The organism is Rhodopirellula europaea 6C (assembly GCF_000338295.1).
In the GTDB taxonomy this organism is placed as follows: Bacteria; Planctomycetota; Planctomycetia; order Pirellulales; family Pirellulaceae; genus Rhodopirellula; species Rhodopirellula europaea.
Genome location: NZ_ANMO01000147.1, coordinates 34,074 through 54,526, shown reverse-complemented (window position 1 = coordinate 54,526; position 20,453 = coordinate 34,074). Strand labels below are relative to the sequence as shown.

The window sequence follows — 20,453 nt, the reverse complement described above, 5'->3', positions numbered from 1 at the left end:
GAACGCTTGCAAACCTACGCATCGGGAACGCAAGAGGAGACTGCGAGGTTTCAGGTGAACTAGTCAGCTAGCAGCCGGTTGGTTTAGTCGTGTACCGAATGACAACAATTAGCCGATGGGCGTTAGCCCCGGTTGGCGTCTGACTAACCGCCGCTAACGCGGTGCGGCTCATTAAATCAACAGCCCGTTAGTCGTGTACCGAATGACAACAACTGGCCGATGGGTGTTCGCCCCGGTAGGCGTTTGACCAACCGCAGCTAACGCGGCACGGCTCATTGAATCAACAGCCCGCTAGGAGCCTTCACCTGAAACGGAACGATTCCCGTGGGCCTTCAAATCGTCGACCAAATTTCCCTGCGTCAAGCATCGAACCTTCTCGAGCAACATCGATGTATCGATGGGCTTGGAAAGGTAATCGTCGCAGCCGGCAGCGATGCATTGTTCTCGATCACCGCTCATCGCGTTCGCCGTTAGCGCAATGATCGGCAACTCGCATCCAGCCGATCGCAGTTTGGCTGTTGCGGTATAGCCGTCCATCTCCGGCATCTGCATGTCCATGATGATGATGTCAAACTTCTCACCCGATTCTGTTGCTCGTGCTACTGAACCGATCGCGTCCAAACCATCTTCAGCGGTTACCACGGACGCTCCCGCTTTCTCCAACGAATGTTGAGCCAGAAAACGGATGTCACGTCGATCGTCCACCAGCAGAACTCGGCATGACAGTCCGATTTCAAATCTGGATGGCTCCAAATCAGGCGAGAGTCGATCGCAGTCGATGTTGCGGAAGTTGACGCTATCGAGCGAACCGACAGGCAGCAGGACGCTGAACGTCGAGCCAACGCCCTCAGTGCTTTCAACGGTCAGTTCACCTCCCAACTTCTCGGTCAGCCGTTTGCTAATTGCGAGCCCCAAGCCGCTACCGCCGAATTTACGCGTGACCGAAGCGTCGCCCTGCGAAAAGGCTTCGAACAGACACTTCAGGTTCTCTTCCGGGATACCGATCCCGGTATCTTCCACGTCAAACTGGAGCCGTGGATCGGCATCGTGATCGAGCATCTGGACACGCAACTTGACGTGCCCTGACTCGGTGAACTTGATTGCGTTGCCGAGTAGGTTGATGAAAACCTGCTTGAGCCGTTGCGGGTCGGTTTGGATCGTTTCAGGCAACTCTCCAACCGCATCAAAACAGAGATCAACCGGCTTTCCCTCCACTCGGACATGCATCATCGACCAAAGGTCCGATAGCAACTCTACCAGAGAACATGACGAGAACGTCACATCCAATTTGCCGGCCTCGATCCTAGAGATGTCCAGAATGTCATTGATGATCTCAAGCAGATGATTTCCGTTGCGTCGAATCGTACTCACGCATGAAACGTTGTCAGGATCTTTCAAATGAGACAGCAAGAGATCGGCGTGCCCCAAGATCGCTGCCATTGGCGTCCGGATTTCGTGACTCATGTTTGCCAGGAATTCGCTCTTGGCCTCGTTGGCTTGCAAGGCGCGTCTCTCGCTATTTCGCAACGCCTCCTCACTCCGTTGGCGTTCGATTGTGATGCCAGCAGTCCGACTCAGAAACTCCATCACGTGAAGATCCTGATCCCGGGGACTTCGCGACTGCCGTGAGTACACGGCGAAGGTTCCCAACACGGAGTCGTCTGAACTGATGATGGGAACAGACCAGCACGATCTTAAGCCGTGGGGCAAAGCAGCCTGCCGAAAATCTTTCCAGAGTGGATCGGTTGCAATATCAGAGACGATGACCAATTGTCGACTGTATGCCGCCGTCCCGCACGACCCGCAATCGGCTCCGATCGAGACAGGGTCGACGGCGGCGGCGTACTCGGCCGGGCAACGTGGCCCCGCAGCCGGCCGCAGATGCGTGCCAGTTTCGTCAACCAACAAAACGGTTGCGATCGTGTCTGCTGCAATGTGTTGCTCGACTGCCAGACAAATCGCATCCAATATTTCAGAGGCCGAGCCGCCACGAACAACTCGCTCAAGCAACCGATTCTGTTCTGATATCAGCGAAGCTTCACGCCAACGTTCGGTCAGATCCCGCAACACAAAGACGTGTCCGACGATCCTTCCGTCAGGCGATCGCATTGAGGAGGCACGAGCCTCAACGGGCAGGGAGCTTCCATCAGCGGCAATGAACAAACTCTCGTCGTCAGATCCAACTAACTCTTCATCTCGCAAAACCTTCTTCGAAAGTTCATAGACCGGCTCGCCCGTTTTCGCGCTGATCGAGCGACAAACCGATTCAAGTGGTTTGCCAATGGCATCCTCACTCGAACATCCCGTCAGCTTTTCCGCGGCGGCGTTCAAATATGAAATTCGGCCCGACGAGTCCGTTGAAACGACGGCATCATCAAGACTAGCCAGCGTCGCCTCCAACAACTCGATCTGGTGCCGTTCTACCTGCGGAGAATTTTGTTCGCTCATCGGTAGCTCGAGTTAGCTAGTCACTTCAATCAACAGAAGGATTTGGAGATCGCAGTTTAGCAGGCTATCGCGTGTCAACCAATGTTGGGTTTCGAAGCCAGTTTTGTGCGGGAATCGACGGCCGAAATCGCTCGTATTGGTGCTGTAGCCGGTCAGACGTCCTCCGGCGGACCGCCGTGTTCTCGTCAATGACTGTTTCGAGAGGCTGCGTGCCGGAGTGGATCAGCGTGATTTGCCCGAACGATTTGGCACATAGCTGGCTGACTATCTCGCCGGCCGCAATCCCAAGCCGGGGATGGTTAGGTTCCGCTGAAAACGAGAAGGGTCACAACAAGCGGCCTGTACAGACCTTCAGAGGCACCCTCCGGCAACTGGTAGACATCCTTTCAGCCGCAGTCGTTCCTGGCTGTTCAACATGTAATTCCTGCAGCCTTCAACGCTACGTTCCGACCGGGGATTGCGTTTGGGATGAATCTCGACACACGGGACGAGACTGCGTACGACCGAAAGGCATCAAGCCGATTGTCGTGGTGGCTTGTCGAACCGGTTGGCGCATCGTTTGCGTTCGCCGGGGTAGGTCCCTCCAAGATCACATCGAACATCAAGCACTCGATCCCGTTTGGAATGAAGGAACTGCCGATCACCAGGACGTCCAAATCGTGGCAACATTGCCAAACTGTTTGGATTTTGAATCGGCAAACGATCCCAGAGCAGTGACGAGCGGAGACGGCAAGGTCACGTTCGATCCGATCGAGACAATGCCGGCCGGCGATCGCGAAGAGTACACAGTCACATGCAAACCGACCGACAACGGCAGCGTCTGCTGCGAGTCTGCATTGACCAGCAAAGTGCTGGAACGCGAAGTGATTGGCGAGGAGCCTACGCGTTTGTCCGAGACGTCGAACAACTGATTCGCGACTGACAAACATTGACTCATTCACGAACGAACCTCGCCGGCTGACCGGCGAGGTTTTTTGCAACCCTAATGAAACAGACTTTCCATGCTACTGCGACTTTCGCTGATCGCCTTGATGCTCGGTGCTTTCCAATCAGTTGTGTTGGCTCAATCGCCTCTCTCGACCAAACAATCAAGTGCCGATGGAAACCGTCCGCGTTCGACACAGGTCGGCTTCTTTGAATTGTTGGAATCCAGCGGCGATGCATTGCTGGATCTCTTCAAGCCAAACGGGCACCGGCACTCTGCCCAATCCCCTGAATACAATTCGCAAAAAAGCCCACGCGATACGGTGATGACCTTTGTCGAAGCGATGAATCATGTCGCGCAGGGTCGCCGGGAACCGCTTGAACGCGCACTGAACACCTTGCCCGCAGACATCCCTGACGCAGAGAAAGTCGCGATGGATCTGTTGCACGTGTTTGATCGTCTTCCCGAAATCAGTCCCGGTACGATGCCTGGGGAGAAGACGGTTGCCGAACAAGACATCGCTCGCTTCGAGTTGTTCCCGCGTGGCATCGACTGTGCTTGGGCGTACAAAGCAATCGATGAAGCTCCCAATGGCCACATTGTCTTGGTGCGAGACGGTGACAAGTGGCGATTCAGCGACCAAACCGCACTCGGAGCCAGCGATCTGTTGGACAGCATAAAGGCGATTCCGCCGCGTGCCCGCGTGGAACGCAAAGGTCAGTTGTTTCTGAGCGTTGTTGAGCCGACGGTACGGAAGACGGCCGCCATCGACTGGGCGCTCGCGGCGATTTTCACGATGGGCGGCATCATGGTCGCATGGTTCATTTACAAAGGCGTTCAGCGGATCATTGCCAAACGTGAGAGTCGTGGCGACGATATCATGACGACCATTTTGACCAGCATCATGATTCCGGCCGTGATCTTTGTCGGCGTGCTCGGCGCGGCGATTGGGTCAGCAAAAATCTACATGCACCCGGCTCTCTCGACGTTTCGATGGAACATGATTGAAGCCGCTCTGGTTTTGGCCGGCGTCTATCTAATCGTGTCTCTGATCGAACTCGCCTGCTTAGGGGCAAGACGCACATTCTATGGCGACGAAGATCCCTACGCCCGCATGATGTCGTTGGTGGTCAGACGCGGTCTTCGGGTCGTTGCGACCATCGTGCTGTTGTTGTTCGTGTTCCAGAACGTGTTCAAATGGAATGTGATGGCGTTGATTGGAGGATTTGGCATCTTCGCACTTGCACTGTCGCTAGCTGCGCAAGACGCAGTCAAAAATCTGTTCGGTGGACTTACCATCTTCGCGAATCGCCCGTTCATTGATGGTGATTGGGTTCGCTTTGAGGGCGAGATCGGAACCGTCGAGGATGTCAGTTTGCAGGTCACGCGAATTCGTTTGCTCAGCGGCGAAGTGCTGTCCGTTCCCAACATGAAGTTCATCGACAACACCGTTGAAAACTTGTCCATGCGGAAGTATCTGCGGCGCGTCATGGACGTGCAGATCACCTACGACACGCCACCTGCAAAAGTCGACGAGGCGATCGAAATACTTCAGCAGATTTTGACCAGTGACGACGTCGTTGGCGACGGGAAATCGAACTTGGACATGCATCCGCCGAAAGTTTGGTTTGACAAATTCGGTTCGCATTACCTGAACTTGCGGGCCGACTATTGGTACATGATGGATGGCGATGAAAATCGCATCCAACGTGATAGCGAACGGGGATACTTCAGTTACCTCGATCACGCGACGCTGGTCAATCGAAAACTGCTCCAACGTTTCAACGAAGCTGATATCGACTTCGCGTTCCCGACCCAGTCCATCTACCTGGCCAGCGATCCGGACCGCGAACTGGCAATCGAAAGTCGGCAGACCGAATCAGCAACATGAGATGTGCGTTCAACGCTCGCCAACTTCCTCCAATTCACGTTCCAGCCCTACAGGACGCCGACGCGGTAACACGCAAGAGGCGTTTCGACCGGTAATTGACGAGGTATTCGGCGAGCTGCCGAAATGGGCGATACAGAATTCGAATCTGTGGCCTCTGCCGTGTGAAAAAAATTCGACGCCCTTAGCTAAATCACCGTTCACGCGAGAAAACACTCACTTTCGGGACATTTTTGATCATATCAGGTGCAAAGCAAATTGCAATCAACGGCGTTGATTGCGGTACTATTCAGGGTATTTTACCGTTAAACGGTAGTCGTACCGCAAACGATCCGCGCCTGACCGGCGTCCGAGCAGCCAGATCAGCACCAATCTCACTGGGCTCCGATTGGACCTCCGACGCTGCCTTCGCCTGCTTCCTACAAACGCCTCCCGGCGGAGCAAAATTGAAGGATCGATCAACAGTCACATTCCGCTGCGTGAGGAGTGCCTGTCGATTTCAGCCGCCCTCATCAGCGTACGGCTGGCACCATTCGCCACCACTGATTCAGAAGCGCTGCCCAACACGACGACCGTTTTTCGCGAACAGCAACAGCAGATTGTCCTCACGGGGAGCAATCCGCGACGTTCAACGATCCAAAGCTGCATGATCAATCTGACGTACCCACAATCCTTCGAGACTGTTTGACGATCCAAACCCGTTTGATGCCAACAGAACAACTTGATCCCTGGTGCTTGCGTACAAGACCGGCCGGATGGTCCTTCGCCCTTTCGGTTGGAAGATTGGGATCTGATGCAGACGCTTGCCATCCATCGCATCAAAAATATCGATTGTTGTTTCCATGACGACACTGACGGTTTCATCATCGATGAACGACAACAAGTAGTGAAATGGGTCATACAAACGTGGCGCATCAGCGTCGAACACAAGATCAGTGATCAAGCCGGACTGAAGATTCAAAAGCTTGATTGGTGCTGGCTTGCTTCCAGTTCCTTGATAGACGACCAGATTGTTGTGGACGCGGATGGCCACGTAGCCGGAGAGTGCTGTGTTATCGATGGGACGAAACAGCTTTGTGGACAGATCGAATTCGGCAAGACAGCGATTGCCCGTCTCGAAGCAATGACCGTAAAAGTAGATCGACTCCTGGTGAGCAGCGAACGCGATTGGCTTCATTTGATACTCGGACACCTTCCCTACCACGAGCGACTGTCCCGTTTGGGTGTTGAACGCTTTCAATCGATTGGATTGCCGGCTCATTCGTGGCCTTCCGGCAACCGGTTCCGATTCACATTGCACGAACGCGACTTTGTGGCCGTCTTGAGTCCACACCACATTCCGCAGGGAAACCCGGGATTTTTCAGGTATGGCAGCGATACGAAACAGGACGACACGATCGAGTTTTTTCCCAAGCTCCTTTGACCAGCGATCGACGACGACACTCGGTGCATCGTCCTCGCGATTGATCCTAAGAATGACCACGCACTCTGACGTCACGTGAATCCCCGCCAACCCGTCAGTTGAAATGCTCGCCACTCGCTTGTAGACGAGATCTTCCATGCCGATTTCGTAAAGTCCCGATAGACCATCTTTGTTGACAATCGACCAAATACGTTTTCCATCTGGATCGATTGCCCAGCGATACGAGTGGCCCTGCATGAACTTCGCTCCGAGATGTTCGATGTCGGTCTCATTGGTCACGTCGTAGTTCATCGGCAGCTTGCCACCGGTATGCAGTTTGCCAATCGCATCCGTAGCTGCTGCACGCAAATTGTTGTGTGAGGAGCTTGAAGCGAGAATCAGTTCTGGGATGGCGTCCTTTGCGTCGGACCCAATTTCACCCAAGGCCTCTGCGACAGCCGCTGCGAACGTCCATTGATTGGGATGGTTCTTCAACGCATCCATCAAAGCTGGCACCGCATCGGCTGACGCCGGTCCCCAGTCACCTAATAGCTTGACGGCACCGACCGGCGCGTCGAACGCCCCTGCATCCGATCGATGGCGTGCTGAACTGTCTCCCAGGAACGAAGCAATTACCGGCACATAGACGTGTGCGTCAGGTCCCATCTGGTGAAGCCTTTCGTAGAGCCCCTTTCGTTTGTCCTCGTAGTTCAGAAGCAACGCCGAAACGATGGCCGCCCGGACAGACGGGTTTTGCTGTTGATCGTCAACCTCGTCCAAAAGCAGCTCAATCGTCGAGTCGGCATGAGAGACCTTTCCGTAGCCGGGACTTGGCAGGGCAAGTAACTTTGCCGCCTCGAGACGGACATTAAGACTCGAGTTTTGAAATGCTTTGATGAGAAACCGATCGATTGCTTCCGCACGTCGCTGAGATTGATACCACTGACGTGTCTCGGGAACATCGCTTGATTCAGCGGAAGCGACTTCATTCCCAAGCATCGCGATTGCCTGATTGACTGAACGTCCTACCTTTTTGCTATGGCGTTTTTCTGAGCGGTCGTGAAAGAAATTGGGATGGGCCGCACCGTACTCCAATGACGTTGCGCTGGTCATGCCTGGCTTGCTCACCACAAAAACATCACCACTCTTTCGCAAAGACGCGGTGGGGTTTTTATCCATCCATTCCTTCGAAGGTGTCATTCGAATCGTGACTGAAAGCGGCCCATGGACGTTGACGACTCCGGAACAGGGAACATTCGCTTTTTCAAAAACAGCTGTCCCAGATAGCGTCAGGTGTGGCCCCATCACAAAGCCTTGATGGCGAAGATGTCCTGCGTCCCGAAGCTCTACAAACTTCCCGAATCGTTGTCGAATTGGATGTTCGGGGGCAAGCTCCGCAAGCTGCCGCCGAAACTCACTCGATACTTCTTAAGCAACCACTGCGTCGTCATGCGCCTGCTCCATTGCCGAGGTTCTGCGAAAGTGCTGGGAGACGACATAGCCACCCACCAGAACCGCGAAGGCAGAAGCGACAAGAATAGGCTTTCTCATGATCGAACCGGTGGAGTATCAAAACGTTGGGAATCGGAAGCTTCCTCTCAAGAGCCCACGTCTTGCTACGTGCAGCGCACTTTTGGTCATTCGGTGCTATCAGAAAGCTTTCCCTAAATCGTTTGCGGGATGAACGCGGCGACTGTCATGAAGAAGCTTCGACCAAGAGTCGCGTGATCAGTGAACGGATCACCTCCTCGTTCAAATCCTCCAGATTGAAGACATCAAATGGCTGAGCGTGTCCGCCCCTGAACATCTCTACTGCCATTTGGTTTCCATTCGGTTGAAACACGATGCCAAACCAGATGACACGTTGCCGCGATGCCACGAGTAAGATGGCAGCGAGACTCTGCTAAAAGGTGCAGCCGTGTAGGAATTGCCTGTCATCGTCTGATCAGCCGTTGCAGTTTTGGGGTAACCATTGTTCAGGAACTGCTATCTCTGAGACACACCCACGCTTTTGTCGAGTTTTGGCTGCTTTTTAGAGGTGCAGATGGCAACGTCCCCGAGCTTGGACGAGATAATCCAACGTGTCATTGCTGGTGACCTTGATGGTTTCACGGAAATAATCCGTGCTTGCCAGCGGCCGGTTCGTGCTTGGATTGTTTCGCGATGTCCGCCCGGTGGTGATGCAGATGATGTTGCGCAGCAGACCTTCGTGGCGGCTTTCAAGCGGATTGACGAGTACGAGGTCGGCACCGATTTCCGGGCGTGGCTGTTCACGATTGCTCGCTATCAGTTGATGGCTGAATGCACTCGGCTTAAGCGGTCGGCTGATTACCACAGCCGGTATGTACCGCATGCACTGAGTCAGGAACTGGAACGGCGAACGTTGGGCGTTGCTGAAGAGCCGACACGGCTGGCTCACCTGCGTGAATGCTTGAAACAGCTCGAAGGCAATGCACGAGACGTTCTCGATTGGCGTTACGCCAAGGAACTGCCTCTGGCCGAGATTGCCGAGCGGTCCAGTCGGAGTGTCGGGGCAATCAAGAAGCACTTGTTCGTTCTCCGGCAAAAACTGCACGACTGCATTGAAAAGAAGCTCACCGAGGAGACTGCCTAATGTCTCATGATTTTGAAGAATTGTGGACGCGATACCTCGAAGGCGAATTGGACGAGGCTGGCTTTGCCGCTTTGCAAAATTTTTTGGCATCTGATTCAGACCTTCTTGTGCGTGCCGGCGACTTGTACGAAGAACACCGGTTGCTTGGTTTCGCCCTGCAACCATTTGACGATGAGCAGTTCGTCCAAGACGCGGTTTCGATCGTTGAGAATGACGGACAGCAATTCATCGGGAACGTTATTTCGGAACTGTCACGTGAGCCAAAGGCGTTCGCCAGAGGTGCCGAGAGCAAGGCAACGCAAAGCGACCCCGCGGCCAACGCTGTCCGCCCATTTCAAAAACGAAATTGGCAGCAGTCTTTTCTTGCAGTCGCCGTAGCGGCGTCCATTCTGTTTGGTGCGCTGGCTTGGTTTCTTGCCGATCGTGCCAACGAGCCAGGCGGTCGCGGCTCCATCGCAGAGTCAATCAATGGCGTTCCCGTGCCGGTGCGATACATCGCGACTGTACTACTTGAGGACAATTGCAACTGGGGCTCAAGCAACTCTCCTGCCGAGGGCCAACGTCTTTCTTCGCGAACGCTCGATTTGAAATCGGGCCTAGCTGTCATTCGGTTTGACGGGGGCGCAGAACTGGTCATGAGCGGTGAAGCGTCGCTGCGGTTGCGTTCGGCCGGCAGTGCCGAATTGTTGCTTGGCGATGTCGTGGTCAGAGCGGAACAGGGTGCGGAAGGGTTTGTGCTTACAACTCCAACGAGCGAAGTGATCGATCTTGGAACAGAGTTCGCGGTCAAAGTAAATCGCGTTGGCGACACGGAAGTGCACGTACTTGATGGCGAAGTCAGCTATCGGCCCATTGATGCTGCAAACGAATTGGCCAAGATACTGCAGGCCGGCGAAGGTATCGCCATCGACCGATCCGGTCTCCCACGTGCGGTTCCTATGGACTCACCTAGGTTCCAAGAGTTTATCCGTCGTGTGAATCCTCGGTCGCGATCCGATTTGCTAACTGCTTACGAAGGATTCAATTATTCGCCTGGCATTTTGCCGTTGGAGCAAAGCACGGTAGGGATCGGCTGGAAAGGTCCCTGGCGCAAGCGAATGCCTTCGGAGCGGATTCAACCGGACACAGACAGTTCGCCGGATCACTTTGAAATTGTCCACGGCCAAATGAATGTCTCTTGGCCCGTGCCCGGCGGTCGGCTCGGTGCATTGAAGTTGTCTGGCGGCGGCGTTTACTACGTGCGTCCTCTGAAGAAGGCAATTGAGCTTGATCGCGAGGGTGTGACGTTCTTGAGTTTGATGCTGCGTGAGACAAAGCGACCATCGAATCAGCGCGAACACAAAGAGCGATTGCGTCTGACCTTGCGCAGTTCAGACGACTACTACGGCGAAGTCATCAGTTTTGGACATGGACCAAGGTACCGTCCCACGGTTCAAACGGGTGCTGGCGTGTGGCAATCAAGTCCACAGACGCTGCCAGCTGAGCAAACAACACTGTGGATCGGAAAGATTGTCTCGCACAAAGAAGGCGACGATGAAGTCTATTTCCGAGTCTACGGCGAGGAAGATGTTTTGGAGTATGCCGAGCCATCAACTTGGCACGTTGTGACGCGGGAGGTGGACTTGAAAGCTTACTTGGACCTCGTCTTGCTCAGCAGCGAGGGAACGACAGATCGCATTGTCGATGAATTGCGGATCGGCCCGACATGGCGAAGCGTTGCCCCAATTCTTGAGAAACAGCAATGAAGCGTTTATCAGTGCGAGCCGTTCTACCCCTATCGTTCGGATTGTTCCTTCCTTGGGCGATGACAATCGCCTCCATGGCGGCAGAATCACCGGTAGGACACACCTTTCTGCAGGAACACTGCATCCACTGTCATGACGGCGGGAATCCGGAAGGCGGCTTGAATCTTGAGGCGTTGACTTTGGAGCCGAGCGATACCGTGAACCTCGCGAGGTGGGCGAAGGTTTTCGATCGAATTGCTGCCGGTGAAATGCCTCCGGAGGATGAAGCACGGCCTGAAACGGAAGCGGTTGCGGAATTCACTCGAATCACCAGCGATGCTTTGCTCACCGCTTGGAAAGATCGGTACGCGAAGCACGGCCGTGTCGGCGGCCGACGATTGAATCCAGTCGAGTATGAAAACACGATGAGAGATCTGTTGGCGGCCCCGTGGTTGGAATTGAAAGAAATGCTACCACCCGATCCCGAGTCGCACGGATTTGACAACATCGCTGCGGCTCAGGAGATCTCTTATGTGCAGTTGGCTCGATATCTCGAGGCTGCCGAGGTTGCGATCGACGGTGCGATGCGTTTGCGCCCAACTCCGAAGCCAACGAAGGTGCGTACTTGGTTTAGTGAAGAAGGTCGGTATCTCGGCAAAGACTGGAAGGACCGCTACGGGAATGTCGACAATCGCCCGGAATGGAATTGGTTCTGGCAACAACCCAATAACGCTCAGTCACCACGCCGCATTCGCAATTCCTCCCAGCGTGTCCCCGGTTGGTATCGATTCCGCATCCGATGCCGGGCGACGTTGTGGGACCACGGAAACTTACTGCCACCCGAGAAAGGGCAGGTTGCCTGGGTCAACACGGCTGCCAACCGCATTCTCGCGAAATTCGATGTGCCGGAAGATGAAGACGGCGGCATCGTTGAATTCACTGCTTGGCAACGTGAGGGCGACTTGTTGGAGTTCCACTATGCCACCGCAGATGACCGCATGGTGTCACACAGGACGAAGAACAAAAAAGATCCCGAGGTGGCCAGGAAAGCTCACGAAGACTTCATGAAGACGTATCGCGGTCACGGGATCGCAGTGGATTGGTTTGAGATCGAAGGACCCTTCGCGGATGAATCATGCAGCGGCAAGCCTGCCAACCAGCCGTGGCCATCGGAAAGCTATCGTCAGCTATTTGGCGATCTGCCGATGCGTCCGTGGACCGAGGCGACCGGTTTCCATCCACCTCAGCCATTGAACCTACCGGATCTGACAGCCAACAAACGCGGGCTGCGTGAAACGTTCCAGTTGCCACCGGACATGATGATGGTGGTCTCTGAACAGCCAAAGGAAGATGCCGAAAGATTGCTGCGGAGTTTTATGAAGCGAGCCTATCGCCGCGTTCCCGAGGAATCTGAAGTTCAACGTTGTCTCGCTTTCGCCGTTGAAGCAATCGACGACAAAGCCTGCTTTCAGGATGCGATGCGATTGGCTTACAAGGCAGTGCTTTGTTCGCCTGACTTTCTTTATCTACAGGAGCAGCCTGGCAAACTGGAGGGCCATGCTCTCGCATCTCGTTTGTCTCACATGTTGTGGCGCAGTAAGCCAGACAGCAAGTTGATCAGTTCGGCGGATTCCGGTGAATTGTTGACCGACGCTGGACTGCAGAAGCAGTTCGATCGGATGCTCGCCGATCCCAAGTCCAAGCGGTTCATCAGCGACTTCACAGGCCAGTGGCTCGATCTTCGCAAAGTCCACGACACTTCTCCGGATCGCTATCTGTTCCCAGAGTACTTTTCGGACAATCTTGTTGTCGATTCGGCGGTCGCAGAAACCGAAGCAACCTTTGCCACAATGCTCGACGAGAACCTGCCCGCAAAAACGATTGTTGATGCGGACTTCGTCATGATCAACGAACGGCTTGCCGAGCTCTACGGCATCGATGGGCTGAAAGGAAACGCCATTCGTCGTGTGAAGTTGCCAGCAAACTCGCCTTACGGCGGACTGCTGACTCAATGCAGTGTGATGAAGGTCACTGCGAATGGCTTGACGACTTCACCGGTGCTGCGAGGCGTGTGGGTGATGGACCGAATCCTGGGTACGCCGCCTTCGCCGCCACCGCCTGGCGCCGGCTCCATTGAGCCAGACACTCGCGGAGCAACCACGGTGCGAGAGTTGTTGGCCATGCATAGCCAATCGGAAACTTGTGCGACTTGCCACAAGTCGATCGACCCGCCTGGATTCGCACTCGAGAGCTTCGACGTGATGGGCAAGTGGCGAGATCACTATCGCAGCTTGGGTAAAGGCAAAAAGCTTGATCTGGTCGTCGCGCTTCGCAATGTCAAATACCGACAAGGCTTGCCGGTTGATTCATCGGGCATCACGGAAGACGGTCACGAGTTTGACGACATCCACGAATTCCGAAAGATCCTTGTCGCTCAGGACGAACAACTTGCACGCAATTTGACCGAGCGGTTTCTAACGTTCGCGACCGGTGCGAGCGTTTCGTTCGCGGATCGCGATGTGGTGGAATCGATCCTTGAAGAAACCTCGCGAGATCGATACCCGATTCGCACTCTGCTCCAACGAGTCATCCTCAGCAAAACATTTCGATCGAAATAGGGAACCCGCCATGACCAAGAGCTCTCAATCCACCATCAGTCGCCGCACCATGCTGCGTGGCCTCGGCGTTGGGCTGGCCTTGCCGATGCTCGATGCAATGACTCCGGCTGTTGCGGCTGCGGAAGCATCCACCCAACCACAGCGACTCATCGCGATCCAAACCAACCAGGGTATTCTTCCCAAGTACTTCTTCCCTGAGGGCGAAGGGCACGACTACAAAGCTTCGCCGTACCTGCAGGTGCTCGACAACTTTCGGGAGCGAATGACTGTCTTCTCCGGCGTATCCCACCCCGAAGTTGACGGTGGCCATGAAGCCGAGCAGTGTTTCTTAACTGCAGCACCTCATCCGGGCATGGGTGGGTTTCGCAATTCGATCTCGGTAGACCAATTCGCTGCTGAGCGAATTGGACACCTGACGAGGTTCCCGTCGCTCGCGCTTTCGGTTGGCACGAAGCGAAGCCTCTCGTACACCCAGTCCGGAGTTCAGATTCCCGGCGAAAATTCACCCTCGCGATTGTTCCGCAAATTGTTCGTGCAAGGATCGAAGCAGGAAGTCGAAGCACAGGTTGCCAAGCTTCGTCACGGACGCAGCATTCTTGATTCAGTTGGTGAACGAGCACGCCAACTGGGAAGTCGAGTAGGTGGATCCGATCGAGCGAAACTCGACCAGTTTTACACGGGCGTTCGCGATCTCGAAAAACGATTGCACAAGAGCGAGCAATGGGAGCAACAACCCAAAACAAAAGTCGAGATGGCCCCGCCGCGAGACTTCGACGATCCCGGCGCATTGATCGAGAGGACTCGCGTGATGTACGACCTTGCTCGTATCGCGATGGAGACCGATTCAACGCGTCTGATTTCGATATTCGTTTACCAAAACGATGCCAAACCAAATATCCCTGGCGTCGACACCGGTACACATCCACTGACTCACCACGGCAATCAGCCTGAGAAGCTTGAGCAACTTCGACGTATCGAAGAGGCTCAGTTCAGGGAACTCTCATCACTACTAAGCAGCTTGGACGAGCGTTCCGTCAGCGGCGGGTCATTGCTCGACACGACCTCGGTCATCTACGGAACCGCTTTGGGCAACGGCAACTCCCACGCGAACAACAACTTGCCCGTCTTGATCGCTGGAGGAGGCTTTCGACACGCTCAACATCTTTCGCTGGGAGGCAACGGCGATTACCCACTACCCAACTTATTCGTCAGCGTCCTACAGCGTCTCGGACTAGAGGCCGACAAGTTCGCAACGAGCACAGGCACGATGCGAGGTTTGGAATTCATCTGATGAGCTACGCACACCTTTTCCGTTTAGTGAACTTCGGGCTTCTTGTTCTAGCCTGCTCGACTTCGACTCTCGCTGAGGATCGGCCCAACATTCTGTTTATCGCCGTGGACGACCTGCGCCCAGAACTTGGCTGCTACGGGAACAAGGCGATCACGCCGAACATCGATCGCCTGGCTGCCGACGGGATGCGGTTTGATCGCGCCTACTGCAACCAAGCAGTTTGTGGTGCATCGCGTATCTCTCTGATGACGGGTTTGTATCCCGAAGCCACAGGCTTGCGGAGCTATCACGTCAAAGACTGGCGTAAAAAGCTGTCCGGTGTGACGACGCTGAACCAACATCTCAGACGCCACGGCTACCTGACGATCGGACTTGGAAAGGTCTATCACGAACGAGTCGGACACGCCGCCGTTGATGGCGACAACTGGGACCGATGGTTTGATCTCGCCCACGAGACTCATTGGGTCGCGTCAGACAACATCCGAACGCACTATCGCAATGACAAAGAGCACCGGAAAACAGGAAAGGGCCCCAAGCGAGGCCCGGTGACCGAGTCGGTCGACGTCGCGGACAATGCGTATATCGACGGACAGCGTGCGGACCTCGCAGCTGAATTGATAAACCAACTCGGCGGTCGTTCGATAAGCGAGGCAGCGGACGAAGCAACGAATCCCAGCAAAAGGGAATCCGCAGCTTCATCCACCACGAGCGCATCGATCGATCCGAAAATGCTGGCTGAGAACAAGCCTTTCTTTTTGGCAGTTGGCTTTACCAAGCCGCACCTTCCGTTCAACGCTCCGAAGAAATACTGGGATCTGTATCAGCGAGAGAGCTTTTCCATGCCGCCCAATGCGGGAATTCCCACCGGATACCCGGTTGGGGCCGCCAAACTGGATCCAGGCGAAATCAAAGCCTATGGCGACATCCCAACGGACGAGGCCCCAACTCAATGGAACAGTGAACTGAATCAGCGACTGCTACACGGCTATCACGCCTGTGTTTCCTACACCGACTCGCACATTGGCCGCCTTTTGGATGCGTTGGACGAGAACGGTCTTGCGGAGAACACGGTTGTCATCCTTTGGGGCGACCACGGCTGGAAGCTCGGTGATCATTCGTCGTGGTGCAAGCACACCAATTTTGAAGTCGACACGCGTGTGCCACTAATCATTCGTCACCCCGGAATGAAACGGGACGGAGGAACGAGAACGTCCTCACTGGTTGAACTGATTGATCTTTATCCCACTCTTTGCGACGTCGCAAATGTCCCTCCTCCTTCGCATCTCCAAGGACGATCAATCCTGCCGATACTTCGCAATCCATCGGCCAAAATTCGTGACAGTGCCTATTCGTCTTATCCAGCCCGCGTTGGCGAGGCCAACACGATTGGTCACTCGATCCGCACAAAGACCCATCGGTACACGCAGTGGTGGGAGAAGAACGACGCGAAGTCGGTCGTTGCGTTGGTCGCGACTGATCTATCTGCTGATCCCGGCGAAACCACATCGCTCGCGGATGACAATCCATTGCTGTCGAAACTCGCAACTCAACTTCGATCGCGGGTGATCTCTGCTCGCAAGCCTCCGAAACGCGAAGCCCCGGCTGACAATCACAAAACGGAAGTCGGTGAGTTCTCGATCCCAGATGTGAGTCCGCTAAACAGCATGCAACTCGCCAAATTGCGGAAGCTTGTGAAGACAGACGCCGAAGCTGCCGCATTGGCGGAATCGATTCAAAAGGACGCCGCTGCCTTGATTGGAGTCACGCCGCGACCGATCGCGGTGATTCAGTACGAGGGGCTGGTCAACACCGATCCGAATCGGATCAAGACAGTCGAGCACTTGAATCAGATGACCGAGATCGCAGTGTTAATGCGACATTGGCAGGCCACCGGCGACCGCGATACAGCGGAGACACTGCGGAATTTGATCTTTGGTTGGGCCTCCACCTACAAGCCCACTGGCAACGATGTCAACGAAAACAAATTTCATCCGCTGCTGGTAGCGTACTTGGCACTGCGAGATTCTTTCGATGACGACCAGCGACGTCACATTGACGCTTGGGTTCAACAGATCGGCGAACTACACGAACCGGTCGTCGCGAACTCCGAACATGTGACGAATCGGTATTCCAAGAGTGTCCGGCTGCTGGCGATGGCGGGATTGATTCTTCAAAGAGACGACTGGGCGAAAGCGGCCAATGAAGGCGTCAAGCGATTTGTCCGCAAAAGTCTTTACCCCGACGGGAGCAGTCGCGACCTGAAACATCGAGACAGTTTGACCTATCACGGAAGCTCACTGAAGCCGCCGATGGAATTGGCAATGCTCGCTGGGGAAGACGGTTTGGCGTTGTACTCGTGGAGTTCGCAAAAAGGTGGATCGCTCAAAAAGTCGGTGAAATTCTTGGTGCCGTATGCAATGGGCGAAAAGACTCACGCGGAATGGGTCAAGACAAAGGTCGATCTCGATCGCCGCCGTGCCGCTGCCGGAATTGAAAAGTATCGCGCCGGCCGATTATTCGATCCCGAAGATGCGCTGGGAGTGATGGAGTACGGCAGTTACTTTGATCCCAACCTATTGCACGTCGTTCGACATTTGACGCAGGATGACGCGAAGCGTTTCCCGACTTGGCGAACGCTTATCAATGCAGCCGCTCATACAGACACGAAACAATGACCAAACAACACCTGATTCACAAACGTTTGCAGGAATGTGCGGGCTGACGTTGCTGACGTGTTGCCGGTTGATGCCGCGTGATACGGAAGACCGTTGGCTCAGGAGTCCAAGCGGATGCCGTGACAGACAGCATCACATCAAGTATGGAAGGCGAATCTCAAGCGGTCGCCGCGGACGAGCCAAAACCGAGCTGCGGCAACCCTGATTAAATCAGAGCGATTGGGTAACCATTCCGTTGCAACTGCTATGTGACGGAGAAGCAACAAAACAAGATGCTATGGGCTCAGGAATGCACAACACAGGAGATCCGGACTTGCGTTTACAACTAGCGTTTACGCTCGCATGCGTTCTCCTCACCGCACCAGCTCGCGCCGACGTTCCCGAACAGATCGCGAAATTTGTCGAGAACAATTGCTTGGATTGTCACTCGGGCGACGATTCGGAGCGGGGCTTCGACCTAGACGGGCTTTCGTTTGATCTCGCCGACACGTCCGCCCATGACAAGTGGGTGCGTGCCTTGGATCGCGTACAAAATGGTGAAATGCCTCCACCGGATTATGGCACGGTTGAGCAGTCAGAAGTCGATGCCTTCGAGAAAGCACTTCGCCCCCGCCTAATTTCGGCAGAGACAGATCGAATTGCAAACGAAGGACGCTCAACGATACGTCGTCTTAGCCGCGCCGAGCATATCAACGCTCTACGTGATTTGCTTAGGATGCCGCTGCTGGAAGCGGGGGACAAGCTGCCGCCTGATTCGTTGTCCGACGGATTCGGCAAGTCATCGTCGACTTTGCCATTCTCGCATGTGCAAGTCGATCGCTATCTGGAGGTCGCTGATGATGCACTGCGAGCGGCAATGGCACCGCAGTTTGAAAAACCGCAAGCAAAAAAGACCAGCGTCTGGCTGAAGGACATTCGCGGGCAAACGATCGTCCTGGACAAAGGCAAGCCAAGGGAACAGGAAACGCTGCGGCTGATCCGCGAAGCCAGGCCGCTGTATCTCGAATTCAAGCACGGCAGCGGAATTCCCCTGATCGGGAACGAACGAGACAGCACGTTTGAGAGCCATCCCGGAAATTTTTCGACCAAGAAACACGGCTTCGTATTGGACGAAAAGCCGTACATTGATGCGATTGGTATTGTGTCCAATGCACCGATGAAGATCGGTCGAGCTTCCGCAGCGGGTCGATACACGATTCGGATTGATGCGTTTGCGTTTCAGGCCGACCATGGATCGGTCGAGACCACCGATCGCACGGAAGTGATCGCTGTCTACGGTGAATCTGAACTGTTGGGCACGTTCGATGTGACGGCCAATGCTGGACTGCAAGAAGTCGATGTCGAATTGAAGGCCGATGAAGAAATCAGTGTCGCGATGGCAACGTTGCCATTGTGGCGTATCGAGATTGGCGACAAGACGGCCCGATACCTTTCGGTCAATGTGCCAGCGGTTGCAATCAAAGGATTCGAGGTCGAAGGCCCCTTCATTGATGACTGGCCGCCAGAGAGCCATCGGCGATTGTTTGGGAATCTGCCGTTGAAGCCAGACGACACGACCTCCGTCGGCTATCAGGTTGACGCGGAAGATCCAACTCGTGATGCCCAACGACTCCTCTCGTCATTCATGAACGAAGCTTATCGCCGAGAAGTTTCACAACGTGATTTCTTGATTCCGATGGCAATGTTCGAGCGTCGGCTGCTAGCCGGGGCGTCGTTTCAGGACGCGATGATTTCGGCGTACAGTTCCGTCTTGTGTTCTCCAAGCTTTATTCTCGTTGAACTGCAAACCGGTGAGTTGCCGCCGAACGAATTGGCCAATCGCTTGTCGCTCTTTCTTTGGAACGCACCCGCGGACAAGCCACTGCGTGATTCGTTGACAGTCAGCGTTGCCAGCGACCGGAGCTCCTATTCCAAACTCATCGACAAAATGCTCGGCGATCCTCGCACCGATCGGTTCATCGAGCACTTCCTAGACCAATGGCTGAACTTACGCGAAATCGGAGTCACCGAGCCGGACGAAAATCTGTATAGCGGATACTCGACATGGACACTGGATTCCATGTTGATGGAGACTCGTTCGTTCTTTCATGAACTGCTCCGTAAAGACCTACCCATTCGGAACGTTGTCGATTCTGACTTTTTGATGGCCAACGGCGAGTTGGCAGAACTCTACGGCATTGAAGGTCCAGTCGGTGCGAACGTGGAGCGGGTGAACCTTGAAGATGATTCAATCCGAGGCGGATTACTGACTCAGGCCAGTGTGCTGAAGGTGAGCGCCAACGGGACGACCACTTCACCGGTGGTTCGCGGCGTCTATGTGATGGATCGTCTGCTTGGTGATCCACCTCCACCGCCACCCGAAGCCGTCGCGGCGGTCGAACCCGACATCGGCGGCGTGACCACAATTCGCGAGCAATTGGCCCGTCACCGAGCCGATCCCGCATGTGCTTCTTGTCACCGAAAGATAGACCCTCCAGGATTTGCGTTGGAATCGTTCGATGTGATGGGGCGTTTTCGCGAGCGATACCATTCGTTGAAAAAGGGCGAATCGGTTGTGGGTCTCAATCGTCGTGCAAAGCCCATCAAATACAAATTGTCGTTGCCGGTGGATCCCTCCGGCGAAATGGAAGACGGACGTCCGTTTGCCGGCATCGAGCAGTTTCGACAGTACATCTTGCAAGACGAACGAGCCATCGCTCGAAACCTGCTAGAGAGGTTGGTCATCTATTCAACCGGACATCCGGTCGGCATCAGTGACCAACAGCACGTCGAAGCCATTTTGGATGCAACGGCCGAAAGCGGCTACGGACTTCGGTCGATGATCCACGGTCTCGTCCAAAGTCCGATGTTTCGGAACAAATAGAAATT

The 20,453-nt window shown here is 54.7% G+C and carries 10 protein-coding genes; 8 read left to right on the top strand and 2 right to left on the bottom strand.

Annotated elements, in window-relative coordinates; all coding sequences use genetic code 11:
• Window positions 1-291: 291 nt before the first annotated feature.
• Window positions 292-2,448 carry an ATP-binding protein gene (locus tag RE6C_RS15750; protein WP_008658033.1) on the bottom strand — a complete coding sequence of 719 codons (2,157 nt, stop codon included), beginning with the start codon at window positions 2,446-2,448 and terminating at the stop codon, window positions 292-294.
• Between the two features lie 659 nt (window positions 2,449-3,107).
• Here RE6C_RS15750 and RE6C_RS15745 point away from each other — a divergent pair.
• Together RE6C_RS15745 and RE6C_RS15740 are read left to right on the top strand one after the other, a co-directional pair.
• Window positions 3,108-3,359: a hypothetical protein gene (locus RE6C_RS15745; RefSeq protein WP_236618253.1), complete on the top strand. Its 252-nt coding sequence runs from the start codon at window positions 3,108-3,110 to the stop codon at window positions 3,357-3,359.
• A gap of 90 nt (window positions 3,360-3,449) precedes the next feature.
• Entirely contained in the window at window positions 3,450-5,264 is a 1,815-nt protein-coding gene (locus tag RE6C_RS15740) for a mechanosensitive ion channel family protein (protein WP_008658031.1), read from the top strand.
• A 625-nt stretch (window positions 5,265-5,889) separates the two neighbouring features.
• Here the strand turns inward: RE6C_RS15740 and RE6C_RS15735 are convergent.
• Window positions 5,890-7,842: a HEAT repeat domain-containing protein gene (locus tag RE6C_RS15735; protein ID WP_160167215.1), complete on the bottom strand. Its 1,953-nt coding sequence runs from the start codon at window positions 7,840-7,842 to the stop codon at window positions 5,890-5,892.
• Between the two features lie 865 nt (window positions 7,843-8,707).
• Here RE6C_RS15735 and RE6C_RS15725 point away from each other — a divergent pair.
• From RE6C_RS15725 to RE6C_RS15700, 6 genes are all read left to right on the top strand, one after another.
• Window positions 8,708-9,277 carry a sigma-70 family RNA polymerase sigma factor gene (locus RE6C_RS15725; RefSeq protein ID WP_008658027.1) on the top strand — a complete coding sequence of 190 codons (570 nt, stop codon included), beginning with the start codon at window positions 8,708-8,710 and terminating at the stop codon, window positions 9,275-9,277.
• Window positions 9,277-11,022, top strand: a complete 1,746-nt coding sequence (locus tag RE6C_RS15720) for a FecR family protein (protein WP_008658025.1) — start codon at window positions 9,277-9,279, stop codon at window positions 11,020-11,022. Before RE6C_RS15725 ends, RE6C_RS15720 begins: the two co-directional genes overlap by 1 nt.
• Window positions 11,019-13,619 carry a DUF1592 domain-containing protein gene (locus tag RE6C_RS15715; RefSeq protein ID WP_236618252.1) on the top strand — a complete coding sequence of 867 codons (2,601 nt, stop codon included), beginning with the start codon at window positions 11,019-11,021 and terminating at the stop codon, window positions 13,617-13,619. Before RE6C_RS15720 ends, RE6C_RS15715 begins: the two co-directional genes overlap by 4 nt.
• 10 nt (window positions 13,620-13,629) lie before the next feature.
• Window positions 13,630-14,910 (top strand): DUF1552 domain-containing protein, encoded by a 1,281-nt coding sequence (locus tag RE6C_RS15710; protein WP_008658022.1) that lies wholly within the window; start codon window positions 13,630-13,632, stop codon window positions 14,908-14,910.
• Window positions 14,910-17,585, top strand: coding sequence for a sulfatase-like hydrolase/transferase (locus RE6C_RS15705; RefSeq protein WP_039962249.1), 2,676 nt, complete (start codon window positions 14,910-14,912; stop codon window positions 17,583-17,585). The genes RE6C_RS15710 and RE6C_RS15705 overlap by 1 nt, the downstream gene beginning before the upstream one ends.
• 313 nt (window positions 17,586-17,898) lie before the next feature.
• A complete protein-coding gene (locus tag RE6C_RS15700; RefSeq protein WP_236618251.1) occupies window positions 17,899-20,448 on the top strand; it encodes a DUF1588 domain-containing protein in 2,550 nt (849 codons plus the stop codon).
• The last annotated feature ends 5 nt before the right edge of the window (window positions 20,449-20,453 follow it).